Source organism: Bradyrhizobium sp., assembly GCF_030646015.1.
Taxonomy (GTDB): domain Bacteria; phylum Pseudomonadota; class Alphaproteobacteria; order Rhizobiales; family Xanthobacteraceae; genus Bradyrhizobium.
In genome coordinates this window covers 1-22,665 of record NZ_JAUSLT010000021.1, presented here as the reverse complement: position 1 = coordinate 22,665, position 22,665 = coordinate 1, and the positions used below count along the sequence as shown (strand labels likewise).

The 22,665-nt window shown below is 64.1% G+C and carries 19 protein-coding genes and 1 pseudogene; 10 read left to right on the top strand and 10 right to left on the bottom strand.

Annotated elements, in window-relative coordinates; all coding sequences use genetic code 11:
* Genes Q7T45_RS02705 through Q7T45_RS02695 form a run of 3 tightly spaced genes read right to left on the bottom strand, consistent with a single transcriptional unit; the run spans position 1 to position 3,739 of the window.
* On the bottom strand, positions 1 to 1,086 hold the full coding sequence (locus Q7T45_RS02705) for an enoyl-CoA hydratase/isomerase family protein (RefSeq protein ID WP_304867273.1): 1,086 nt from the start codon (positions 1,084 to 1,086) through the stop codon (positions 1 to 3).
* A complete protein-coding gene (locus Q7T45_RS02700) occupies positions 1,083 to 2,228 on the bottom strand; it encodes an isobutyryl-CoA dehydrogenase (RefSeq protein WP_304867270.1) in 1,146 nt (381 codons plus the stop codon). The genes Q7T45_RS02705 and Q7T45_RS02700 overlap by 4 nt, the downstream gene beginning before the upstream one ends.
* 14 nt (positions 2,229 to 2,242) lie before the next feature.
* Positions 2,243 to 3,739, bottom strand: a complete 1,497-nt coding sequence (locus Q7T45_RS02695; protein ID WP_304867267.1) for a CoA-acylating methylmalonate-semialdehyde dehydrogenase — start codon at positions 3,737 to 3,739, stop codon at positions 2,243 to 2,245.
* A gap of 102 nt (positions 3,740 to 3,841) precedes the next feature.
* On the opposite strand from Q7T45_RS02695, the gene Q7T45_RS02690 reads away from it, so the two are divergent.
* Complete coding sequence (locus Q7T45_RS02690) at positions 3,842 to 4,759, top strand: LysR family transcriptional regulator (RefSeq protein WP_304867265.1); 918 nt, start codon at positions 3,842 to 3,844, stop codon at positions 4,757 to 4,759.
* A gap of 88 nt (positions 4,760 to 4,847) precedes the next feature.
* Here the strand turns inward: Q7T45_RS02690 and Q7T45_RS02685 are convergent, their stop codons facing one another.
* Together Q7T45_RS02685 and Q7T45_RS02680 are read right to left on the bottom strand one after the other, a co-directional pair.
* Positions 4,848 to 5,456, bottom strand: coding sequence for a TetR/AcrR family transcriptional regulator (locus Q7T45_RS02685; protein ID WP_304867262.1), 609 nt, complete (start codon positions 5,454 to 5,456; stop codon positions 4,848 to 4,850).
* 83 nt (positions 5,457 to 5,539) lie between these two features.
* A pseudogene (locus Q7T45_RS02680) lies at positions 5,540 to 6,090 on the bottom strand (PaaI family thioesterase).
* Between the two features lie 170 nt (positions 6,091 to 6,260).
* Between Q7T45_RS02680 and Q7T45_RS02675 the strand changes: the two are divergent.
* Complete coding sequence (locus tag Q7T45_RS02675; protein ID WP_304867260.1) at positions 6,261 to 7,031, top strand: enoyl-CoA hydratase; 771 nt, start codon at positions 6,261 to 6,263, stop codon at positions 7,029 to 7,031.
* A gap of 71 nt (positions 7,032 to 7,102) precedes the next feature.
* On the opposite strand, the gene Q7T45_RS02670 is transcribed toward Q7T45_RS02675, so the two are convergent.
* The 3 genes from Q7T45_RS02670 to Q7T45_RS02660 all read right to left on the bottom strand — a co-directional run bounded on the left by Q7T45_RS02670 (position 7,103) and on the right by Q7T45_RS02660 (position 9,566).
* A complete protein-coding gene (locus Q7T45_RS02670; protein ID WP_304867257.1) occupies positions 7,103 to 7,333 on the bottom strand; it encodes a hypothetical protein in 231 nt (76 codons plus the stop codon).
* 19 nt (positions 7,334 to 7,352) lie between these two features.
* Positions 7,353 to 8,582, bottom strand: coding sequence for a GGDEF domain-containing protein (locus Q7T45_RS02665; protein WP_304867253.1), 1,230 nt, complete (start codon positions 8,580 to 8,582; stop codon positions 7,353 to 7,355).
* Positions 8,583 to 8,750: 168 nt separating this feature from the next.
* Entirely contained in the window at positions 8,751 to 9,566 is an 816-nt protein-coding gene (locus Q7T45_RS02660; RefSeq protein WP_304867251.1) for an enoyl-CoA hydratase/isomerase family protein, read from the bottom strand.
* Between the two features lie 155 nt (positions 9,567 to 9,721).
* Between Q7T45_RS02660 and Q7T45_RS02655 the strand changes: the two genes are divergently transcribed.
* The 4 genes from Q7T45_RS02655 (at position 9,722) to Q7T45_RS02640 (ending at position 14,309) form a co-directional block, all read left to right on the top strand.
* The gene (locus Q7T45_RS02655; RefSeq protein ID WP_304867248.1) at positions 9,722 to 11,407 is read left to right on the top strand and encodes an FAD-dependent monooxygenase; all 1,686 of its coding nucleotides are present in this window, start codon (positions 9,722 to 9,724) and stop codon (positions 11,405 to 11,407) included.
* Positions 11,404 to 11,592: a hypothetical protein gene (locus Q7T45_RS02650; RefSeq protein ID WP_304867245.1), complete on the top strand. Its 189-nt coding sequence runs from the start codon at positions 11,404 to 11,406 to the stop codon at positions 11,590 to 11,592. Before Q7T45_RS02655 ends, Q7T45_RS02650 begins: the two co-directional genes overlap by 4 nt.
* Positions 11,593 to 11,732: 140 nt before the next feature.
* Positions 11,733 to 12,929: an acetyl-CoA C-acyltransferase gene (locus tag Q7T45_RS02645; protein ID WP_304867242.1), complete on the top strand. Its 1,197-nt coding sequence runs from the start codon at positions 11,733 to 11,735 to the stop codon at positions 12,927 to 12,929.
* A 93-nt stretch (positions 12,930 to 13,022) separates the two neighbouring features.
* Complete coding sequence (locus Q7T45_RS02640) at positions 13,023 to 14,309, top strand: MFS transporter (RefSeq protein WP_304867239.1); 1,287 nt, start codon at positions 13,023 to 13,025, stop codon at positions 14,307 to 14,309.
* 120 nt (positions 14,310 to 14,429) lie between these two features.
* On the opposite strand, the gene Q7T45_RS02635 is transcribed toward Q7T45_RS02640, so the two are convergent.
* Together Q7T45_RS02635 and Q7T45_RS02630 are read right to left on the bottom strand one after the other, a co-directional pair.
* Positions 14,430 to 15,989 (bottom strand): acyl-CoA carboxylase subunit beta, encoded by a 1,560-nt coding sequence (locus tag Q7T45_RS02635; RefSeq protein ID WP_304867236.1) that lies wholly within the window; start codon positions 15,987 to 15,989, stop codon positions 14,430 to 14,432.
* Entirely contained in the window at positions 15,919 to 16,893 is a 975-nt protein-coding gene (locus Q7T45_RS02630) for an IclR family transcriptional regulator (protein WP_304867233.1), read from the bottom strand. Before Q7T45_RS02630 ends, Q7T45_RS02635 begins: the two co-directional genes overlap by 71 nt.
* 132 nt (positions 16,894 to 17,025) lie before the next feature.
* On the opposite strand from Q7T45_RS02630, the gene Q7T45_RS02625 reads away from it, so the two are divergent.
* From Q7T45_RS02625 to glsA, 4 genes are all read left to right on the top strand, one after another.
* Complete coding sequence (locus tag Q7T45_RS02625) at positions 17,026 to 17,247, top strand: acetyl-CoA carboxylase biotin carboxyl carrier protein subunit (protein WP_304867230.1); 222 nt, start codon at positions 17,026 to 17,028, stop codon at positions 17,245 to 17,247.
* Between the two features lie 155 nt (positions 17,248 to 17,402).
* Entirely contained in the window at positions 17,403 to 18,569 is a 1,167-nt protein-coding gene (locus Q7T45_RS02620; protein ID WP_304867228.1) for a TAXI family TRAP transporter solute-binding subunit, read from the top strand.
* Between the two features lie 83 nt (positions 18,570 to 18,652).
* Positions 18,653 to 20,728, top strand: a complete 2,076-nt coding sequence (locus Q7T45_RS02615; RefSeq protein ID WP_304867225.1) for a TRAP transporter permease — start codon at positions 18,653 to 18,655, stop codon at positions 20,726 to 20,728.
* A gap of 22 nt (positions 20,729 to 20,750) precedes the next feature.
* The gene (gene glsA, locus Q7T45_RS02610; RefSeq protein WP_304867222.1) at positions 20,751 to 22,619 is read left to right on the top strand and encodes a glutaminase A; all 1,869 of its coding nucleotides are present in this window, start codon (positions 20,751 to 20,753) and stop codon (positions 22,617 to 22,619) included.
* Positions 22,620 to 22,665: the final 46 nt, after the last annotated feature.

Sequence of the window (22,665 nt, the reverse complement as noted above, 5' to 3'; positions counted from 1 at the left end):
TTATTGGTTGAACTTGAGTTCGTCGGCGCCGATTTCCGCGAAGTAAGGCGCCAACATTTCGGGCGTCACATCCTCGATCCGGGGCGGCGACCACTTTGGATTACGGTCCTTGTCGATCACGGCGGCGCGTACGCCCTCGCGAAAATCGTCGCTGGCGAACACTTCCAGCGCGGCGCGATACTCCCGCACCAGGCATTGCTCCAGCGAGGACGAAGCCCGCGCCAGCCGCATCAGCTTGAGCGCCACCACCATGCCGCGCGGCGATTTCTCGTTCAATGTCTTCAGCGTCGCCTGCGCCAGCTCCGAGCCGTCCGCCTGCAAGGCCGCAACGATGTCCTGCATGTGGTCATGGCCGAACCATGCATCGATCTGCGGCTCGATCGCCGCGACCGGTCCCGACGTCTCGCCGGTGGCAAAGCCGTCGATGACGCTTTTGACTTCCGCTGAGGTCACGCCGGGCCGCAGTTTTGTTAGCGCTTCACGCAAGGAAGCAAGCTTGGCGGAGGGCACCACCGCATCCGCAAACCCGGCGTAGACCGCATCCGGTCCGTTCATGGTCTGGCCCGTAAGTCCAAAATAAGTACCGATCTCGCCCGGCGCGCGCGCCAGCAGCCAGGTGCCGCCAACATCAGGAAAGAAACCAAGGCCGACTTCGGGCATCGCGAGTTTGGTCCGCTCGGTAACGACGCGATGGCTGCTGTGCGCGGACAGTCCGACGCCGCCACCCATCACGATGCCGTCCATGAAGGAAATATAGGGCTTTTGGAATTTGGCGATGCGGGCGTTGAGGATGTACTCCTCGCGCCACAGGATTTTTCCCAGATCGCCCCTGACTTTGGAATCTTCATACAGCGCGCGGATATCGCCGCCGGCACAGAGGCCACGCTCGCCGGCGCCTTCCAGCAGGATCACGCCGACCGCCGGGTCCGCCTCGAATGCGTCGAGCGCCTTGTCGACATCACGAAACATCTCCAGCGTCACCGCGTTGATCGCCTTGGGACGGTTGAGCCGGATGACGCCGGCCGCCCCCTCGCGCCGCGCGATCAGGTCGGGTTCGGAGCCTGTGACAGCCGCGGCCGCCGTCATCGCGCGCCCTCGATCAGTTTTCGCGATACGATCAGCCGCATGATCTCGTTGGTGCCTTCCAGAATTTGATGCACGCGCAGATCGCGCACGATCTTCTCGATGCCGTATTCGCTGAGATAGCCGTAGCCGCCATGCAGCTGCAGCGCCTGGTTGGCGACCTCGAAGCCGACATCGGTGCCGAAGCGCTTTGCCATCGCGCACAGCATGGTGGCGTCGGCATCCTTGCGGTCCAGTGCCGCCGCTGCCCGCCACACGAAAGTCCGCGCCGCCTCCAGCTCGGTCGCCATGTCGGCGAGACGAAACTGCAGCGCCTGGAACTCATCGAGGCGCTTTCCAAAGGCCTTGCGCTCTTTCATGTAGGCCAGCGACTTGTCGAGCGCGCATTGCGCGCCGCCGAGCGAGCAGGCCGCGATGTTGATGCGGCCGCCGTCGAGCCCGGCCATCGCGATCTTGAACCCGATGCCCTCGTCGCCCAGGCGATTGGCGACAGGCACGCGGGCATTCTCAAAAATCACCGCGCGGGTCGGCTGCGCGTTCCAGCCCATCTTGCGTTCATTGGCGCCGAACGACAGGCCCGGCGTATCGCCCTCGATCACCAGCGTCGAGATGCCGCCCGGGCCGTCGGCGCCGGTCCGCACCATCACCACATAGAGATCGCCCTTCCCTGCGCCGGAGATGAACTGTTTCTGGCCGTTGAGCACATAATGATCGCCGTCGCGCACCGCACGGGTGCGCAGTGCCGCGGCGTCCGAGCCGGAACCCGGCTCGGTCAGGCAATAGCTCGCCAGCAGCTCCATGGTGCACAGTCTTGGCAGCCACTTCTGGCGCTGGCTGTCGTTGCCATAGGCATCGATCATCCAGGAGGCCATGTTGTGGATCGAAATGAACGCCGACACCGTCGGACAGCCCTGCGCCAGCGCCTCGAAGATCAGCGCCGCATCGAACCGCGTCATCCCCGAGCCGCCGACATCGTCGCGGATATAGACGCCGCCGATGCCGAGACTGGCGGCCTCGCGCATCACGTCGACCGGAAAATGCTTCTCCTCGTCCCAGCGCACTGCATGAGGCGCGATCTTTTCCGCGGCAAATTCCCGCGCCATATCGCGAACCGCAATCTGGTCCTCGTTGAGAGCGAAGTGCATCTGTCCCGACGCGATCAGTTCATCGTCGGAATCGAGAACTCCGCGCCTTCCTTGACGCCGGAAGGCCAGCGCGCGGTCACCGTCTTGGTCTTGGTGTAGAAGCGGATCGAGTCCGGACCGTGCTGGTTGAGGTCGCCGAAGCCGGACTTCTTCCAGCCGCCGAAGGTGTAGTAGGCGATCGGCACCGGGATCGGCACGTTGATGCCGACCATGCCGACATTGACCTTGGCGGCAAAATCGCGCGCGGCGTCGCCGTCGCGGGTGAAGATCGCTACACCATTGCCGTAGTCGTGATCGGAGGGCAAAGCGAGCGCCTCGTTGTAGTCGTGCGCGCGCACCACCGAGAGCACGGGGCCAAAGATCTCTTCCTTGTAGATCCGCATGTCCTTGGTGACGTTGTCGAACAGGCAGCCGCCCATGTAGAAGCCGTTTTCATAGCCCTGCATCTTGAAGCCGCGGCCGTCGACTGCGAGCGTGGCGCCTTCCTTGATGCCGACCTCGACGTAATCCTTGACGCGTTCCAGCGCCGCCCTGGTGACCAGCGGGCCGAAATCGGCGGACGGATCGATCGAGGTACCGATCTTCAGGGCCTCGACGCGCGGGATCAGTTTCTCCATCAGGCGGTCGGCGGTGGTCTTGCCGACGGGCACCGCGACCGAGATCGCCATGCAGCGTTCGCCGGCCGAACCGTAGCCGGCGCCGATCAGGGCATCGACGGTCTGGTCCATGTCGGCGTCCGGCATGATGATGGCGTGGTTCTTGGCGCCGCCAAAACACTGCGCGCGCTTGCCGGTCTGGGCGGCGCGCTCATAGATATATTGCGCGATCGGCGAGGAGCCGACGAAGCCAACGGCCTTGATGTCGGGATCGTCGAGGATGGCGTCGACCGCTTCCTTGTCACCGTTGACGACGTTGAGAATGCCCGGCGGCAGGCCGGCCTCGATCATCAGCGCCGCCAGCGTCATCGGCACGCCGGGATCGCGCTCCGACGGTTTTAGGACGAACGCATTGCCGCAAGCGATCGCGGGCGCGAATTTCCACATCGGGATCATCGCCGGAAAATTGAACGGGGTGATGCCGGCGACGACTCCGAGCGGCTGACGCATCGAATAGATGTCGATGCCGGGGCCGGCGCCCTCGGTGTATTCGCCCTTCATCAAATGCGGGATGCCGCAGGCGAATTCGACCACTTCGAGGCCGCGCTGGATGTCGCCCTTGGCGTCGGGAACGGTCTTGCCGTGTTCGCGCGCCAAAAGGTCCGCGAGTTTGTCATAGTCGCGCTGCGCCAGTTCGAGGAACTTCATCATAATGCGGGCGCGGCGCTGCGGATTGGTGGCGCCCCACTCGACTTGGGCGGCCTTGGCATTCTCGACCGCGGCGCGCATTTCCGCCTTGGAGGCCAGATCGACCTTGGCCTGGACATCGCCGGTCATCGGCTCGAAAACGTCGGCCGTCCGCCCCGAGGTGCCCTTGACCTCGCGGCCGCCGATAAAATGTCCGATTGTACGCATGTGAGAAATCTCCCTGGGTCCCGGCTGGATCGCTTTGGTGACCCTTTGGACCCGCATTTTGCAGTATTCAAGTCCGAGATATTGCACCATAGATGTGCGGAAATGCAGGATCAAGCCGGCGCCATCGATTGGGACGACTTCCGCTTCCTCTTGGCCATTGTGCGCGGCGGATCGGTCTCCGCTGCCGCGAAACAGCTCGGCGTCGATCATGCCACAGTGATCCGGCGTGTCGACCGGCTGGAGCGGCATCTCAAGGCAAAGCTGTTCGACCGCCGCAAGACCGGGTATCTGCTGACCGAAGCCGGCCAGCGCGTCGCCAACAGCGCGGAGGCGATGGAATCGACTATCGTCGCCAACCAGGAGGCCGTCGGCGGGTCACGCGCCCATCTCACCGGCACGGTGCGGATCGGCGCGCCCGATGGTTTTGGCAGTCACTTCCTGGCCTCGCGGCTGCTGCCATTCACCGAGCGCTACCCGGATCTCGACCTTCAGCTGGTCGCGACCGCGCGGCTGTTCAGCCTGTCGAAGCGCGAGGCCGATATCGCCATCAGCCTGACGATGCCGAAGGAAGGACGGGTGGTCGGGCGCAAGCTGCTCGACTATAGCCTCGGGCTCTATGCCGCACCCGCCTATCTCGACCAGCGCCCGGCGATCGCATCCCGCGCCGACCTGCCCAGCCACCGTTTCGTCGGCTACATTGAGGAACTGCTGTTCACGCCGGAACTGGACTATCTGCCGCAGGTCTCGCCGAAGATCTCGGCCAAATTCCGCAGCGCCAATCTGATCGCCCAGCTCAATGCCACCATCGCCGGGTTCGGGATCGCGGTGCTGCCGCATTTCATGGCGACGGCGCATCCCGAGCTGCGGCCGATCCTGCCGGACGAAATCTCGATCTCGCGCAGCTTCTGGCTGTTGATGCATGCCGACAGCAAGGACCTGGCGCGGATCCGCGCCGTCGCGGATTATATCTACGAGACGGTGGAGCGCGAACGCGCGCTGTTCAATCGGCCTAAATCGTAGGGTGGGTTAGCCGCAGGCGTAACCCACCATCTGGATGCGAGTGAGACAATGGTGGGTTACGCTACGCTAACCCACCCTACGCAGCACCCTACGCAGTTCTGGACTTCCTTGCCGGCTTCGCTACCGCACGACCCAGCGCAGCGTCACGCCCCGCGCCCAGAATGTCGTCCGAAAATTCGCCCGATCCAGCGATGCGGGACAGCACCAGCGTTCCCACCATGGTCGACAGCGTCGCCAGGGCCTGTTTGCGCGCGGCCTTGCGCGGAACGTCCGGTACCTGGTCTGCGATCATGTCGACCATCTGCTCCAGCTTGGCCGCGAACGCCTTTCGGGTTTTTGGACTCTCGCGGGCGATTTCCGCACCCAGCGCCGTGATGGCGCAGCCGTGGCCGGGATCGTCACGATGCAGCGGGGTCAGATAGGTTTCCACGATGGAGGCCATGCGCTTTTCCGGCGGGATGGTTTCCGTCATCTTGCGCCAGCGTTCGGTCGAACGGTCCATCGCGTAGGCGAAGGCCTCGATCACCAGCGCCTCACGCGAATCGAAATGGGCGTAGAACCCGCCATGGGTCAGCCCCGCATCCTTCATCAAATCGGCGACGCCGATGCCATGGGCGCCCTTTTCGCGAATCCGCACCGACGCCTTCTTCACGATCCGGTCGTGGGTCTCGAGCTTGTGTTCCCTGGAATAGCGCATCGCAATCCTGCAGCTGCTGGTCTATGATATGTTTTCAGTCATATAATAGCAGTTGCGGCCTGGGAAAGCTGCATCTTATTTCGTTATTTCGCGCGCGGGGCTTCCCCGACCATCGAGAAGGTCGCCGTCGCGTGCACCGCAAGATTGCCGGCGCCATCGTACACCCAGCCTTCGGCGTAGCTGGTCTGGCGGCCGAGTTTTATCACTTTACCTTCCGCCGAGATGGTGCCGGACTTGACCGACAGCGGCCGCAGATAGGTGAGCTTCAGATCGAGTGTCACCGCGCCCTGCCCCGCCGGCAGCATGGTCGAAATCGCGCAGCCCATGGCGGTGTCGAGCAGCGCCGCGGCGGTGGCGCCGTGCAGCAGCCCGATGGTGTTCTACCTTCATGCGGCTGAAGCTCCATCACGATCCGCCCGGGTTCCGCCACCCGCAGCCGAAAATCGATCAGGCGGGCCATCGGCGGTTCCGGCAGCACCCCGTCGCGGATCGCCCGCATGGCGTCGAGACCGGACATGGCGGCAGCGGCCCGCGCCACCGGACCCGGCGCCTGCCAGTCCACCACCCGCTCCCGCCGCGATCCGGCAGCGAACAGGTGCATCTCCGCCGTATCGATCTTCTCAACCGCTGTCATACGCCCGCTCCATTATGAATGATGATCGTCATATTATAGCAGCGTCCGCCGCTCCGCAACGGGTTGTATTGTCGCCAACGGCGATCGCCCCGCGCACCACTTGACAAGGCGGCGCTTTGCCCCGGAAGTGACACGTCCACGCACACTTCGAAGGAATTGCGAGACCGTCCATGCACATGCTCAATCCCTATTGCGGCGTCGACCGCGACCCGCGCGGCGTGGTTCGCCTGACCATCTGCAACGCCGGCTCGCTCAACATCCTGGGAACACCAGCGATCAACGGCGTGCGCGAAGGGCTGGAGACGCTCGCGGCCGACAGGGAGATTCGCGTGCTCGTGATCGCCGGCCAGAGCGAAAAGAGCATGATCGGCGGCGCCGACATCAAGGAAATGGCCAAACTCGATCAGGCCTCGGCGGAGAAATTCATCACCGGCCTGCGCGATCTCTGCGAGGCCGCGCGCGCGTTCCCCGCGCCCGTCATCGCGCGGATGCCGGGCTGGTGCCTCGGCGGCGGGCTCGAATTCGCCGCCGCCTGCGACTTCCGGATCGCCGCGCATGACGCCCATTTCGGCATGCCCGAGGTCCGGGTCGGCATTCCCAGCGTCATTCACGCGGCGCTGCTGCCGCGGCTGATCGGCTGGGGCCGCGCCCGCTGGTTGGTGATGACCGCGGAAAATATCGACGCACCCACGGCGCTAGCCTGGGGCCTGATCGACGCGGTCGCAGCCGAAGGCGGCCTCGATGCCGCGGTCGAAAAAACCGTAGCCATGCTGCTGGAATGCGGCCCCGAGGCTTTGCGCGCGCAAAAAGCCCTGCTGCGGCAATGGGAGGAACTGCCGTTGAAGCAATCCGTCGACCTCTCGATTCCCGTGTTCGGGCAATCCTTCCTGACCGGCGAGCCGCAGCGGCTGATGCAGGGATTTATCGACCGGAAGCGGTGATGCGATGGCCGGGCAGCGTCAGCATTTCTCGCTCCCGGTGACAGGCGCGAAGAGCACGGCGGTCGCCTGTGCTAGTCGAGTTCAGGACGTCCGGCGAGACCGCAGTAACCATGATGCTCCGGCTGTTCGCTTCCCTTGAGATGCGACAGGTGGAATTGGCGCCACGACATGCACGCGCTCGCGATGCAATGATACATCTTGGCGGAGTTCTCGAATCCATCCGACTGGGTGTTGAACAATCGGTTGGCGCCGTCGATCCGCACCATTGGGCACCATTTCGAGTGTGCGACTTTTTCGCTCATCAGCATCTCATTAACTCCTTTATGCGGCGATTTCTCGCGAGCTGGCGTCACCAGGCGACGCCGCATCGCCATTGACGCGGTTGCGAGCCTTTCTTTTCGTATTGTCGACAGCCGGCTGCGGCGATCCAATCAAACCGCTTAACGTAGCGCCGTTCGGGCCGGCATAGCTATTCCGCCCCGCCGCCTTGGCCGAATACATCCGGCGGTCCGCCGCCTCGACCAGCATGGCCCATCCGTCCGCCTTGTCGCTCATGCGTTCCGAGGCGCCCATGCTAGCGGTGACCGGGATGGAATCGGGCGCGAGGCCGATGCCGGCTTCGGCCAAACGACTGACGAATCTCTCGACCTGCTCCCCGTTCGTCTCCGGCATGATCAGCACGAACTCCTCGCCGCCCCAGCGCACCAGCACATCCTGACGGCGCGCCACGGCACGTATCGAGGCGACCGCGCAGCGCAGGACGTCGTCGCCGCAGCTATGCCCAAATCGGTCGTTCAATGATTTGAACCGGTCGAGATCGATGAACAGGACGCTGAGCGCAGTGTTCTTGCGCCGCGAGATGGCGAACATGGCTTCGAGCATCCGCTCGCCGAACTTTCGCGTCGCGGCTCCGGTCAATCCGTCGGTTGCCGACTTTTCCACCAGACTGACGAGAAAGTTGAGCTGGCTGAGACTTGCGATGGTGGAAATTCCGGCAACCAGTAACAGCAGCAGCACGACCGCCATTGGCGAAGTCGTTGAGAACAGCTCTGACCACATGATGATGGGAAATGCCGTTACAGGGACCAGCGAGGCAGCCAGCAGCGCGCTCTCGCGTGCCGTCAGGGGAAAGATTGCCAGGATCGCCGCCAGGGCGATTGGTGAGAGCAGATAGCCTTGGGTTCCGAACAACTGATAGGCGTGCGCCCCGGTATGGGACAGGACGAACTGGGCACCGAGGACCAATCCCGACGGAATCATCAGCAAGGCCAGGACAGCGCCACAGGCGCCGAGCGACCGAGACTCGAACCGGTAACTTCCGAGAATCCAGAAGGCGCCCGCGATGAACACCCGCTCGAGCCCCAACGCAACGTTAACGGGCCAGGGCCAGCAGGCAAAATCCACGGCGATCCACAGCAGGGAGAGGACGCTGAAAAACCGTGAAACGAATCGAACACGCGACAAGATCAGGCCGTAGCGTTCATGGGATATCTCGGGCGAATGGAGCCGCGCCGTAAGGAGATTGTCCCAACTCAGGGATGTCGATGGCATCGCGTTCAAAACCTTTTTTGCTTTCGTGGACCAGCAAAGCAAAAATCGACCGGAAATTCTCGGCGGTTACCTTCGGACAATTTGTATCAATTGTACTTAACGACGAATTCCGGGGGCTGGCCTTCCGGAAAACAGCGTTTATCGGGCGTTAAACGATGGAATGGGAGCTCAGCGGCCCTCGAATTTCGGCTCGCGCTTCTCCATGAAGGCCTTGATGCCTTCCTGCATGTCCTGCGTCTTGAACAGCGGCAGGAGTTGCAGATAGACGTGATGGACGTGGTCGGGAAAGGTCTCGTTGAGTCCCATCCGCATCATCCGCTTGGCGGCCTGCACCGCCAGCGGCGCATTGGCCGCGATCTCCCGCGCCACCGCGCGCGCCCGGCCCATCAACTCGGCATCCGGCACCACCTCGTTGGCGAGGCTCCAGTCCAGACATTCGCGCGCCGAGAGCGTCCGCCCGGTGAAGATCAATTCCGAGGCCCTGGCCCAGCCGATCATCCGCGGCAGCAACCAGGTGCCGCCGGACTCCGGTACCACGCCGCGCTTGACGAAGGCCGCCGCCAGTTTCGCCGACTCCCCCATGATGCGGATGTCGCAGCCGAGCGCGGTATCCATGCCGTAGCCGGCCGCCCCGCCATTGACGGCGCAGATCGTCGGCTTGTCCATCGCGTGCATCACGGTGGGCGGGGTATTGCGCAGGTCCAGCGTCGTCTTCGACGACGCCGCGCTGAGCCCATCCCCGCTCCGCTCCTTGCGCAGATCGAGACCGGCGCAGAAAGCGCGTCCGTTGCCGGTGAGGATGACGCAACGCACCGCCGGATCCTCGTTGGCCCTGATCAAAAGACGTGTCAGATCGTTCAGCATCGGCCCGGAGATCGTGTTCATGCGCTCCGGGGCGTTGAGTGTGATGACCGCGATGCCCTCATCGAGCTCGTACAGGACTTCGTTGGATTCGGTCTGCTCGGCGCGTGCGGTCATGTTCATCGGAAGGGCGTCTCTTTCAGTCGATCTCGGCGTTGTTCACTGCTTTGGTCTCACGCGCATGCTGCCTTGCTATCGGGCTTCTTTCAAGCTGTAGTCCTGCCAGGGCTGGAAGCGTCTGCTGCGATCGGATGCCGCCAACATAAAACGGAAAAGCCATGAGACCTGCCGGCAAAGGTCCGCTCGATTCGCTCTATTTTCATTATCCGCACTTCCCGGCGCGGCATGTCCCCGAGCTGGACGGCAGCGCGGCGCGGTACCCCGTCGTGATCGTCGGCGCCGGCCCGATCGGCATGACCGCGGCATTGGTGCTGGCGCGCTACGGCATCCGCAGCGTACTGCTCGACCGCAAGGACACTTTTAACGACGGCAGCCGGGCGCTGTGCATCGCGCGGCCGAGCATGCATATCCTGGAGCGGATCGGGGCGGTCGCACCCTTCCTCGACAAGGCGCTGGGCTGGCGGTTTGGCCGCAGCTATTACCGCGGCGAACAGATTTTCCGGCTCGAGATGCCGCACCCCCCGGGCGAGAAGTATCTGCCGATGTACAATCTGCAGCAACAGTATATCGAGCAGTATCTGCACGACGCGGTCGCGGCCTGCGGCCTCGTCGACATGCGCTGGCAGAGCGAACTCACCGGCATCGAGTGCGGCAATGACGGCGTGTCGCTCAATATCGTCTCGCCGGCCGGCGACTATCGCCTCGATGCCGATTATGTGCTCGCCGCCGACGGGGCGCGCTCGCCGGTTCGCACCCAGCTCGGCCTGCGCATGAAAGGCGAGAATTACGAAGGCAAATACGTCATCGCCGATATCCGGATGGACCACGACTTTCCGACCGAGCGCCGCGCCTTCTTCGAGCCCAGCGGCAACCCCGGCGGCACCGTGCTGATCCACAAGCAGCCCGAAAATATCTGGCGGGTGGACTATCAGCTCCGCGAGAGCGAGAGCGAGGAAGCGGCCTTGCTCGAGGAAAACATCCGCGCCCGCGTCGGCGCCATCCTCGGGGATATCGGCCACACCAAACCGTGGGAGCTGGAATGGTGGAGCATCTATTCCGCCAACACGTTGTGCCTCGACGACTACCGGCATGGCCGGGTGTTCTTCATCGGCGATGCCGCCCATATCGTGCCGATTTTTGGCGTGCGCGGTCTCAACAATGGCCTGGCCGATGCCGACAATCTCGGCTGGAAGCTCGCGGCGGTGCTCAACGGCGAAGCGGACGAAAGCCTGCTCGACAGCTATTCGCCGGAGCGGCGCGGCGCCACGCTGGACGTGTTCGCCAATGCCACCAAGAGCACCCGCTTCATGACCCCGCCGACGCGGGGCTGGCGGCTGGCCCGCGAAGCGGCACTCTCGCTCAGCCTGAAACACGAATTTCCGCGCGGCCTCGCCAATCCCCGGCAGATGCAGCCCTACACCTATTCGGAAAGTCCGCTGACGCCTTATCCGGAGCGCGACGCGGAGTTTGCCGGCGGACCGGCCAGCGGCAGCTTTCCGCCGAACGCCAGGCTGGCCGACGGCGGTTTTCTGCTGGACCGCGCCGGCGACGGCATGACGGCGATCCTGTTTTGCGACGGTTCGCCCGACGCCGACCAGGCCGCCCTCCTTGCTCAGCTAAACAATCTCGACCGGCGCTTTGTCGCTCTCCTGGTCCAGCCGGCCGGCTCCACGGCAAGTGCGATAGTCGACACCGACGGCGAAATCGCCGGCCTGTTCGGCGCGCAGCCGGGCACATTCTATCTGCTGCGTCCCGACCTGCACATCGCCGGACGCTGGAAGGCGCTCGTTGCCAACGAAACTCTCGAAACCGCCCGCCTTTGCCTGGGGAGAGCGATGCCATGAGCACAATGCCGTCAGAAGATTTCGAAGCCGCCTACGAGTCGCTGGCGATGGCGATCGATTCGGCCGGCCCCGAGCGCGAAACGCTGTTCCTGACCAAGCTCGCGCTGGTGCTCGGCCATCAACTCGGCGACATCGCCGTCTTCCGGAACGCAATCCGGACTGCGCTGGAAGGCGGCGCGGAGTAACGGCTTTCTCCCGAAAACGACAAGGCAGCCTCCCTCCCCACGACAAATTATTCCGCGGCGCCGTTGCAATTCCCGCAACGCATCATATGATGATCGTAATTTCACCATCGCCTCCTTCGAAGCATTTGAGGAATCCCGCCATGGCCGCAGCGTCCGATCCCGTCGTCATCGTTTCCGCCGCCCGCACCCCGCTGGGCCGCTTCATGGGCGAGTTGTCGCCGTTCAGTGCCCACAAGCTTGGTTCTCACGTGATCGGTGCAGCCCTGGAGCGGGCCACATTGTCGCCGGAGCGGATCGACGAAGTCCTGATGGGCTGCGTGCTGCCGGCCGGCCAGGGCCAGGCGCCGGCACGGCAGGCCGCGCGTGGCGCCGGATTGCCGGATGCGACGGGGGCGACCACCATCAACAAGGTCTGCGGCTCCGGCATGAAAGCCACGATGCTGGCGCATGACATCATCAACGCCGGCTCCGCCGCGATCGTTTTGTCAGGCGGCATGGAGAGCATGAGCAATGCACCGTACCTATTGGCAAAGGCGCGCGGCGGTTACCGCGCCGGCCACGACCGGATCATCGATCACATGATGATGGACGGGCTCGAAGACGCCTATGAGACCGGCCGCTCGATGGGCGATTTCGGCGAAGCCACCGCGGAAGCCTATCAGTTCACCCGCGCCGATCAGGACGCCTACGCGATGGAAACGCTGACCCGCGCCCGCAAGGCGGTCGAAGGCGGCGCGTTCAAGGCCGAAATCGCGCCGATCGCCATCACCGAAAAGACCGGCCCGCGTACAATCGCCAATGACGAGCATCCCCTCAAGGTCGATCCCGCCAAGATACCCTCGCTGAAGCCGGCGTTCCGCGCCGGCGGCACCATTACGCCGGCGGCTTCCTCCGCCAATGCTGACGGCGCCGCGGCGCTGATCCTGGCAAAACGCTCACTGGCCGATCGCGATGGATTGCCGAGCCTCGCCGTTATCAGGGGCCACGCCACCCACAGCCAGGAACCGCAATGGTTCACCACCGCGCCGATCCCGGCGATTCGAAAATTGCTCGACAAGGTCGGCTGGAGTGCGGATGACGTCGACCTGTTCGAGATCAACGAGGCTTTTGCCGTGGTGGCGATGGCGGCGCAGCGCGATCTCGGCATTCCCAGGGAGAAGCTGAACGTCAATGGCGGCGCCTGCGCGCTCGGCCATCCCATCGGCGCCACCGGCGCCCGGCTGATCGTCACGCTGCTGCACGCGCTGGAAGCTAGAGGCCTGACGCGCGGCGTTGCGGCGCTCTGCATCGGCGGCGGTGAAGCCACCGCCATTGCCGTGGAGCGCATCGTCCACTGACGCTCGGCCGGATCACTTCTCCCTCTCCCCGCAAGCGGGGTGAGGTAAGCCAACACTGATATTATGTTTACAACTTAGGGAAGTTTTAATTCCATGATCTCCCGCTGGCTGTCCGCCGCCCTCGCCCGCCGCAACATCCATTACGGCTGGGCGATGGTCGGCGTGACCTTTCTCACCGCGCTGATCAGCGCCGGCACGGTCGGCGCGCCCGGCGTCTTCATCGTGCCGCTGCAAAAGGAATTCGGCTGGAGCACCGCGGAGATCTCCTCGGCGCTGTCGATCCGCCTCATCCTGTTCGGATTGATGGCGCCGTTCGCCGCCGCGCTGTTGAACCGCTACGGCCTGCGCAATGTCACGCTGACGTCGTTGCTGGTGGTGGCCTCCGGTCTCGTGGCGTCGCTGTTCATGACGCAAATCTGGCAGCTGGTGCTGCTGTGGGGCGTGGTGATCGGCCTCGGCACCGGCATGACCGCGCTGGTGCTCGGCGCCACCATTGCCGCGCGCTGGTTTTCCGCGCGCCGCGGTCTGGTGGTCGGCATTCTCACCGCCAGCGTGGCGACCGGGCAGCTGGTGTTCCTGCCGCTGCTGGCGAGCCTGACCGAAAGCCTGGGCTGGCGGACCGCGCTGGTGCTGATCTGCGTGATGCTCGGCGTCGCAGCGTCAGCGGTGCTGCTGGTGATGCGCGATCGTCCTGGTGATCTCGGCCTGCGGCCGTTCGGCGATGAAGGAACCGAGCCTCTGCCGGCGCCGCCGCCGAATACCGCACCGATCGCCGCCGCCGCGTTCGGCGCGCTGCGCGATGCCGCGAAGACAAAAGTGTTCTGGATCCTGTTCGCCACCTTCTTCATCTGCGGCGCCAGCACCAACGGCCTGGTGCAGGTTCACCTGATCCCGATGTGCCTCGATTTCGGTATTCCGCAGGTTCAGGCCGCGGGCCTGCTGGCCGCCATGGGGATCTTCGATTTCGTCGGCACCATCGCCTCGGGCTGGCTGTCCGATCGGTACGACAATCGCTGGCTGCTGTTCTGGTATTACGGCCTGCGCGGGCTGTCGCTGCTGTTCCTGCCGTTCACCGACTTCTCGTTCTACGCCTTGTCGCTGTTTGCAATGTTCTACGGTCTCGACTGGATCGCCACAGTGCCGCCGACCGTGCGCCTGGCCGCGCAAAAATTCGGGCCGGAGCGCGCCAATCTGGTGTTCGGCTGGATTTTTGCCGGCCATCAACTCGGCGCCGGCGTCGCCGCGTTCGGCGCGGGCCTGTCCCGCACCGTGCTGGAGAGCTATCTGCCGGCGTTCTTCGTCGCCGGCGCGCTGTGCGTCTTCGCAGCGCTTATCATTCTGGCAATCGCGCGGCCTGTGAAGGTGGCGGCGGCGGTGTAATCGGTTCGCGTAGGGTGGGCAAAGGCGCCCTCGCGCCGTGCCCACCAACGTCGACAAACCGTTATCCTGAATGGTGGGCAAGCTTCGCTTTGCCCACCCTACGATTTCCTCGCCGGGCGGCTACGGCCTGATGGAGAAATTCTTCGGCGGGCCCGGCGTTCGCAGCGGCTCGGCGAGCCGGGCGAATTCGCACAGCAGCGAACGGGTCTTGCGCGGATCGATCACTTCCTCAACCCAGAACCGCTCGGCCGAGCGGAACGGCGAGCGCAGCTTGTTGAGGCGGTCCTCGATCTCCTGCAGTTTTGCTTTCGGATCATCAGCGGCGTCGATGTCGGCGCGATACGCTGCCTCGATGCCGCCTTCCAGCGGCAGCGAGCCCCAATAGGCCGACGGCCACGCGTAACGCATCGAGTAGCGGTTGGCCGGCTGATGCACGACACCGGCAACGCCGAAGGCGTTGCGCACGATGATGGTGCACCAGGGCACCGTGGTCTGGTTGACCGCGGCCATGGCACGCACGCCGTGCCGGATGGTCGCCGCCTTCTCGGCGTCGAGTCCGATCATGAAGCCCGGGCAATCCATCAGATAGACCACCGGCAGGTGGAAGGTCTCGGCGAGATCGACGAAGCGTACCACTTTCTGGCACGCCTCCGCCGTCCACGAGCCGCCGTAGTGAAAGGGATCGCTGGCCAGCAGCATGACGGCGCGGCCGTCGAGCCGGGCGAAGCCGGCGATGACGGAGCGGCCTAAATTGGCGCCCATCTCGAAGAACGACCCCTTGTCGACCACCGCGTTGATGATGGGACGCATCTTGTAGACCTGACGGCGGTTGCGCGGCACCGCCTTCATCAGCGATTCCTCCACGCGCTCCGGATCGTCGTCGCAAGCCGTTGTCGGCGGCAGATCGAACACCGAGGACGGCAGATAGGAGAGAAAGCGCCTGGCACAGGCGAAGGCTTCTTCCTCGGTGTCGACGGCATGGTCGACGCCGCCGGCGCGGGTCTGGATATCGGCGCCGCCGAGTTCCCACTTTGTCAGGTCCTGGCCCAGCCGCTTTACCACTGGCGGGCCCGCGACGAACATCGCCGAGGTCTTCGTCATCACGGAATAATGGCTGGCGGCGAGCCGCGCGGCGCCGAGGCCGGCGACCGAACCTAGCCCGAGGCCGACCACCGGCACGCGCGCCATGTTCGCAAGCGTATACCAGTACCAGCGGGTGCCGCCGACGCCGCCAGGCAGATTGGCCGCACCCTTGGTCTCGATGGTCTTGACCGAGCCGCCGCCGCCGGAACCCTCGATCACGCGGATGATCGGCAGCCGGAAGTCGTGCGCCATCTCCTCGGCCATCAGCGGCTTCGCAGAGATCGACGCATCGGCGGAACCGCCGCGCACCGTAAAATCGTCGCCGACCACGACCACCGGACGGCCGTCGACCTTGCCGCGGCCGAACACGCAGTTCGCCGGCGTCAAATTGGTGAGTTCGCCGCTCTCGCTGTATTCGGCTACCCCGGAAATCGCGCCGATCTCGTGGAAGCTGTTCTGGTCGACCAGTCCGTCGATGCGTTCGCGGACGGTGAGCCGGCCCTGGTCGCGCTGGCGCTTGACCTTGTCAACGCCTCCCATCTCGCGCGCGAACGCTTCGCGCCGGGCGAGGTCGTCGAGTTCCGGCTTCCAGGTCATGGGTATCCTCCGCCTTTATGATTTTGTTGTTTTGGGTAGTCACCGGAAGCGGTTTTCGGTCCAGCCGATTGCTGAAGACATCGCCGTCGGCGCCCTCGAGCATGCTGCCGACCGCAAAGCCCAGATCCAGCATTCGCGGCGCAACTTCCTTGTGCAGCCGCTTTTCGTCATACATCGCCGACAACAGGCCGATCGTCACCACGACGAAGGTTTGATACTGCGGCGACCAGATCGGCACCGCGAGACCATTGATATGCGGGCTCCACAGGCCGCAGGCGACCACGTAGCCGTGCTCCTGCAAAAACCGCCGGTTGGCTTCGAGACGCGGGCGCAACACCTTGGCGCCTGCCGGAATCTCGCGCTCCATTTCGGCGAGCAGCGCGTCACCGACATCGGCATCGAGCGCCGCCGTATAGGCGTGCCCCGCTGCAGTGCTCGCCATCGCGATACGGCTGCCGGTGCTTTCATGCAGGCCGAGCGCATTGGCCGCTCGCGCAAATTCGAGATAGACGAGGTGGAAGCGGTCGGGAATGACGAAGCCGACGGTGCCCGGCAATTGTTCGGCGACATCCTGCAGCCGCTGCCGGATCAGGTTGCGCAACTGCAAGCCCCGCATCATCGACGTGCTCATCGCCACGGCACTTGGGCCGATGCGGTACTTCTGGTCGCGCGGCAGATAGACCAGCTGGCCCATCCGGGTCAGCGTGTGGGTCAGACGCGATACCGTCGATCGCGGCAGCCCGCAGCGGTTGGATATTTCGAGATTGCCGAGTCGCGCCTCGTGCCCCTCGAAGCAGCGCAACACGTCGAACGCGCGCGACACCACCTGGATGACGTCGCCCTCGCCCGCGAGATCGCTGGCGAGCATTCCCTGCTTACTGAGCCGTTCCGAGCGTCTTCCCATGTGTTTTTTTCCATTCCGTCTGGCGGAATAAAATTCCACTTGCAGATCAAGCTACCCTAGGCAATCTGCGTCCACAACAGGAAGCCGTTGGCGAGGGCATTTGTCCGTCAGACGGTGCCGGGGAGAATTGGAATGCCAGAAATCAAGATTGTGACCGAAGTGGCCGGACGCGTGTGCGCGCTTCCCGTCGAAATCGGCGGCAGCGTCGGCGACGGCGACGACGTCGCATTCGTCGAAGCCATGAAGATGGAAATCCCCGTCGCCTCACCCGCAGCGGGCAAACTCAAATTGATACTCGTCAACATTGATGACGTTGTCGCCGAAGGCCAGGTGCTCGCCGTCATCGAAACGTGATTCAAGTCGGCAACCCGCATCGGCGCGGGCATGAAGCTGCGGGAAAACCTGACAGCGGTCGCCAAAAATTCGCTGGACGTTGCCATCACCATCGGGCGATGACATGATCCGGACAACGAAAAACAATTTCGCATAGCGAAACTACTGGAGGGAACATGATCCACCGTCTGATGGCGCTCGCGCCTGTCGTCGCCACAAGCATTTCGCTGCTGACTTTGCCTGCCGCTCACGCCCAGGACGTCAAGCTGCCGCCGACCATGACGTTCACGGCCTATGACACCGGCACCGCCGGTTTCAACATCGCGGTCGCCGTCGGCAAGATGATGAAGGACAAATACGGCACCGATCTGCGGGTGCTGCCCGCGGGCAACGACGTGGCGCGGCTCTCTCCGCTGCGCGCCGGCCGGGCGGCGGCGTCGGCGATGGGATCCGGAAGTTATTTCGCGCAGGAAGGCGTGTTCGAGTTCGGCGCCAAGGAATGGGGACCGCAGGCCTTGCAACTGGTGCTGTCCACGGTCGACTGCAACGGCGCTTCGCTCGGCGTTGCGAAGGACACCGGCGTCAAGGAAGTCAAGGACCTCAAGGGCAAGCGCGTCGGCTTCGTCGTCGGCTCGCCGGCCTTGAACCAGAACTCGCTGGCGATCCTGGCCTTCGGCGGCCTCAAGCAGAGCGACATCAAGTCAGTCGAGTTCTCGAGCTACGGCGCGATGTGGAAGGGCCTGCTCAACAACGACGTCGACGCCGCCTTCGCCACCACGATCACCGGCCCCGCCAAGGAAGCCGAAACCTCGCCGCGCGGCTTGGTCTGGCCGCCGCTGCCCCATAGCGACAAAGCCGGATGGGAACGGGTGCAGAAGGTAGGATCGTTCTTCTTCCGCCACATGGCGAGCTGCGGCGCCGGCATCGCCAAGGACAAGCCGATCGAAATGGGAACCTATCCGTATCCGATCTTCGTGGTGTACGGAACGCAAGCCCCCGACGCGGTCTATGCTGTCACCAAGGCCATGATCACGGGCTACGACATCTACAAGGATGCCGCCGCCGGTGCGAGCGGGCTTGCCGCCGACAAACAGACGAAAAAATGGGTGATACCGGTTCATCCCGGCGCGGTGAAGGCGCTCAAGGAAGCCGGCCAGTGGAGCGACGACCAGGAAGCGCACAACAACGCGCTGTTCAAGCGGCAAGCGGTTCTGGCGGCGGCGTGGGCCGATTTCGGCAAGGCCAGCCCGCCTTCCGACGACAAGGAATTCCTCGCGGCTTGGATGAAAGCACGCGCTGCGGCGCTGCAAAAGGCCAGCATGCCAAACGGGTTCGAGGACTAACCTCGACGCGCCTCGCTTTGCTTTTTTTTGCTTTGCTTCAACGCCGGCGCGACAACGCGCCGGCTCATTTGACGGGATAACGCATGTCTGCCTCAAGCTCCGCCGCTTCCGAAGGACCTGCGGCGAAACGGATCGAGTTCGCCGATCCCCATGGCAGCCTCGCCAATTTGCAGGAGGCCGAAGTCTCCCGGGCGCGAACCCTACGGGGCGGCTGGCGCTGGGCGCTGATCGTCGCCACCGCCGCGACGATTCTGCTGTGCATCAACCAGCAATTCTCGCTGCGGTTCTTCATCGGCTACACCCAGCTCAACACCGAATATTTCTATCTGCTGATCGCGCTGATGCTGCCGTTCACCTTCCTGATCTTTCCGGGTACGGAACGCGCGCCGCTCGATCGCGTCCCGTGGTACGACATCCTGCTGTTCGTCCTGACCTTCGGCGCCGCCATCGTCCTGATGAACAGCGTGCGCAAGGCCGCCGAGGCCGGCTGGGAATTCGGCGGCGCGCCGACGCCTGTGATCGTTGCGGGCCTTATGATGTGGTTCGTGCTGATGGAGGCGCTGCGCCGCACCGGCGGCTGGAGCCTGCTGCTCAGCGTGCTTCCCTTCACTGTTTATCCGCTGTTTGCCGATGAAAAATGGCTTGGTCCATTCCGTGGTACCCAGTCGACCCTTGAGCAGGCGACGTCGTATCACGTGCTGTCCGGCGAGAGCCTGCTCGGCATTCCGATCCAGGCCTTCGCCGACACCGTGATCGGCTTTCTGGTGTTCGGCACCGCGCTGATGATGACCGGCGCCGGCAAGTTCTTCATCAATCTTTCGTTCGCGATGTGCGGCACGTTCCGCGGCGGCGCTGCCAAGGTCTGCATCTTCGCCAGCGGCCTGCTCGGCATGATGTCCGGCTCGATCATTTCCAACGTGCTGACCGCCGGAACCATGACGATTCCGGTCATGAAGAAGAGCGGCTTCCGCGCTTCCTATGCCGCCGCGATCGAGGCCTGCGCGTCGACCGGCGCCGTGCTGGCGCCGCCGGTGATGGGCGCGACAGCCTTCGTGATCGCCCAGTTCCTCAATGTCAGCTACGCCGAAGTCGCGCTGGCCGCGATCATTCCCGCGGCGCTGTTCTATATCGGCCTGTTCATGCAGGTGGACTCCTACGCCGCCCGGCACGGCCTCGAGGGCATTCCGCGCTCCGAATTGCCCAGGGTAATGGATACGATCAAGGACGGCTGGTACTACATCTTCGTCATTGCCCTCCTCGTCGTCATGCTGCTGTATTTCAAGCGGGAGAGCCACGCGCCGTTCTTCGCCACGGCGCTGCTGCTGGTGCTGAACCAGCTGTTTTCCAGGGAAACCCGCTGGACGTTCTCGACCATCAACAAGTTCCTGGAGGTCAACGGCCGCACTTTCGTGGAGCTGGTCGGCATTCTCGCCGGCTGCGGCCTCCTGATCGGCGCATTCTCGATGACCGGTGTGGTCTCCAGCCTCGCCAACGATCTGTTGCGGATCGCCGGCGACAACGCCTTCCTGCTGCTCGTGATGTGCGCGTTCACCAGTCTCATCCTCGGTCTCGGGCTGACGACGACCGCCTGCTACATCTTCCTCGCCATCCTGGTGGCGCCGGCGCTGGAAAAGCTCGGCCTCAACAAGATGGCCGTGCACATGTTCATCTTCTACTGGGGAATGCTGTCGTCGATCACGCCACCTGTCGCCATCGCCTCATTCGCCGCCGCCGGCATAGCCGGCTCGCCGGCGATGCGAACGGGCTGGGAATCGATGTGGGTCGGCAGCATCATCTATTTCATCCCGTTCTTCTTCGTGCTCAATCCCGCGCTGGTGCTGCAGGGTGCCAGCCCCTATTTGGAAGGCCTCGGCCTGATGGCGCTCGCCGCGGTCGGCACCCTGTTCATCTGCGGTGGCATCCAGGGCTATCAGGCCTTTGTCGGCGACCTCCGCCGTACCGGGATGATGGAATGGCCGCTGCGGGTCTTGCTCGTGGTCGGCGGCTTTGTGCTGGCGACACCGGGCGGCGGCATCAACCCGCTCTCGCAATGGCAGATTACCAGTCTGGGGCTGGCCATCCTGATCCCGACCGTCGCGGTCGCGATGATGCTGATGCGCGGGCAGCCACTTGTGACGCACCCGTTGCGCGTTCGCTGATTGCACGGCAAGACTGGGGGCGATGAAACAGCCGCCTCCAGCCTTCGCCGCCGCGCCTGCCGCGCCCTCTTCCTGGGCCTCCTCGAAACCGCCGCTGCTGCGGTTCCTCGACCACTGCCACGCGGATTTTTCGCAGGACACCGGCGGCACCGTCGCCGACTACATCCCGGAACTCGGCAAGGCCGACCCTGCCCATTTCGGCATCAGTCTCGCCACCCTCGACGGCCACGTCTACGAGGCCGGCGACACCCGCGTCCCCTTCACCATCCAGTCGATGTCAAAACCCTTCGTGTTCGCGCTGGCGCTGGACACGCTGGGCGCTGCGCGGGTGGAGAGCGCCGTTGGCGTCGAACCGTCGGGCGATCCCTTCAATTCGATCCGGCTCAACGCCGACAACCATCCCTTTAACGCGATGGTCAACGCTGGCGCGATCACCTGCTCAAGCCTGATCCGCGAGGCCAAGGGCGATGGCGCTTTCGAATATATCCGCCAGGCGCTCGGCCGGTTCGCCGGGCGCGACCTCGCCGTTGACGAGGCCGTGTTTGCCTCCGAAAGCGTCAGCGGCGACCGCAACCGCGCCATTGCCTACCTGCTGCGCACCTCTCACGTCATCAACCAGGACGTCGACGCGGTGCTCGAGACCTATTTCCGGCAATGCGCCGTGCTGGTCACCGCGCGCGATATCGCCGTGATGGCCGCGACGCTGGCCAACCGCGGCGTCAATCCCGTCACCGGCGAGCAGGTCATGACCCCCTACGCGATTTCGCGGACACTGTCGGTGATGACCAGCTCCGGCATGTATGATTACGCCGGCGAATGGATCTATCGCGTCGGCATTCCCGCCAAGAGCGGCGTCGGCGGCGGCATTCTGGCCGCCCTCCCCGCGCGCCTCGGGCTCGGCAGCTATTCGCCGAAACTCGACAGCCACGGCAACAGCGTGCGCGGCATCAAGGTGTGCGAGGCGCTGTCGCAGCATTACGATCTGCATATGCTCAACCGCAGCGACGACGCCCGCACCAGCATCATCGCCGACTACGACATCGGCAAGAATCCGTCGCGGCGCGACCGCCGCCCGCTTGAACGCAATATCCTCGCCGCGCATCACAGGGATGTCCGCGTCATCGAGCTGGTGGGCACGCTGTCGTTCTCCAACGTCGATTACGTGTCGCGTCAGCTCGCCGCAAAGCCCCGTCCGCAATTCGTCATCTTCGACCTGCACAGGGTGACCTCGATGACGCGCGCCGGCGCCCGCCTGGTGGCCGAGGAATTCCGCGAACTGGCGGTCCACGGCGTCACGGTGATCCTGTCCGGCATCAAGCGGGATTCGGGTGATTGGAAAATGATCGGCGAATGGACCGGCGAACTCTCAAACGTGCGTGACTTCTATCTGCTCGATGCCGCCATCGAATGGGCCGAGGACCAGGTGGTCTATCGCTACGGCGGCGCCATCGACTTTCACGAGATCACCGAATTGTCCGAGCAGGCGCTGCTGGCGGGCCTGACGCCGGAGGAGCTGACCGATCTGGCTTCGATCGCTTCTATCAGAACCTACCGGCCGGGCGAAAGGATCGTCACCTCGGGTGACCCAGCGGCGTCGCTGTTCTTTCTGCGCAGCGGCGCCGTGCACGTCACGCTGCCCGACGGCATCAGGCTGGCGACGCTGACCGCGGGCATGGCCTTCGGCGAAATGGCGCTACTGGAAACCCACCGCTCCGCCGACGTGCTGGCCGACTTGTCCGCCACGGCCTATGAAATAGCCTTGCGGGATTTCGAGCGCTTCCGCAACCAGCATCCGAGGGCCAGCGAACGGATCATGCGCAACCTCGCCCAACTGCTGGCCGACCGCCTGATCGTCGCCAATACCAGGGTGGATCTGCTGACGGCACATTAGATTGTGGCCGCTAACTCACCACTTCCGACACCGGCTGCATGTCGAT

Excerpts from the sequence above, each read along its gene's own strand:
- Q7T45_RS02705 (WP_304867273.1), bottom strand. The coding sequence starts at position 1,086 with ATGACGGCGGCCGCGGCTGTCACAGGCTCCGAACCCGACCTGATCGCG.
- Q7T45_RS02700 (WP_304867270.1), bottom strand. The coding sequence starts at position 2,228 with ATGCACTTCGCTCTCAACGAGGACCAGATTGCGGTTCGCGATATGGCG.
- Q7T45_RS02695 (WP_304867267.1), bottom strand. The coding sequence starts at position 3,739 with ATGCGTACAATCGGACATTTTATCGGCGGCCGCGAGGTCAAGGGCACC.
- Q7T45_RS02690 (WP_304867265.1), top strand. The coding sequence starts at position 3,842 with ATGCAGGATCAAGCCGGCGCCATCGATTGGGACGACTTCCGCTTCCTC.
- Q7T45_RS02685 (WP_304867262.1), bottom strand. The coding sequence starts at position 5,456 with ATGCGCTATTCCAGGGAACACAAGCTCGAGACCCACGACCGGATCGTG.
- Q7T45_RS02675 (WP_304867260.1), top strand. The coding sequence starts at position 6,261 with ATGCACATGCTCAATCCCTATTGCGGCGTCGACCGCGACCCGCGCGGC.
- Q7T45_RS02670 (WP_304867257.1), bottom strand. The coding sequence starts at position 7,333 with ATGAGCGAAAAAGTCGCACACTCGAAATGGTGCCCAATGGTGCGGATC.
- Q7T45_RS02665 (WP_304867253.1), bottom strand. The coding sequence starts at position 8,582 with ATGCCATCGACATCCCTGAGTTGGGACAATCTCCTTACGGCGCGGCTC.
- Q7T45_RS02660 (WP_304867251.1), bottom strand. The coding sequence starts at position 9,566 with ATGAACATGACCGCACGCGCCGAGCAGACCGAATCCAACGAAGTCCTG.
- Q7T45_RS02655 (WP_304867248.1), top strand. The coding sequence starts at position 9,722 with ATGAGACCTGCCGGCAAAGGTCCGCTCGATTCGCTCTATTTTCATTAT.
- Q7T45_RS02650 (WP_304867245.1), top strand. The coding sequence starts at position 11,404 with ATGAGCACAATGCCGTCAGAAGATTTCGAAGCCGCCTACGAGTCGCTG.
- Q7T45_RS02645 (WP_304867242.1), top strand. The coding sequence starts at position 11,733 with ATGGCCGCAGCGTCCGATCCCGTCGTCATCGTTTCCGCCGCCCGCACC.
- Q7T45_RS02640 (WP_304867239.1), top strand. The coding sequence starts at position 13,023 with ATGATCTCCCGCTGGCTGTCCGCCGCCCTCGCCCGCCGCAACATCCAT.
- Q7T45_RS02635 (WP_304867236.1), bottom strand. The coding sequence starts at position 15,989 with ATGACCTGGAAGCCGGAACTCGACGACCTCGCCCGGCGCGAAGCGTTC.
- Q7T45_RS02630 (WP_304867233.1), bottom strand. The coding sequence starts at position 16,893 with ATGGGAAGACGCTCGGAACGGCTCAGTAAGCAGGGAATGCTCGCCAGC.
- Q7T45_RS02625 (WP_304867230.1), top strand. The coding sequence starts at position 17,026 with ATGCCAGAAATCAAGATTGTGACCGAAGTGGCCGGACGCGTGTGCGCG.
- Q7T45_RS02620 (WP_304867228.1), top strand. The coding sequence starts at position 17,403 with ATGATCCACCGTCTGATGGCGCTCGCGCCTGTCGTCGCCACAAGCATT.
- Q7T45_RS02615 (WP_304867225.1), top strand. The coding sequence starts at position 18,653 with ATGTCTGCCTCAAGCTCCGCCGCTTCCGAAGGACCTGCGGCGAAACGG.
- glsA (WP_304867222.1), top strand. The coding sequence starts at position 20,751 with ATGAAACAGCCGCCTCCAGCCTTCGCCGCCGCGCCTGCCGCGCCCTCT.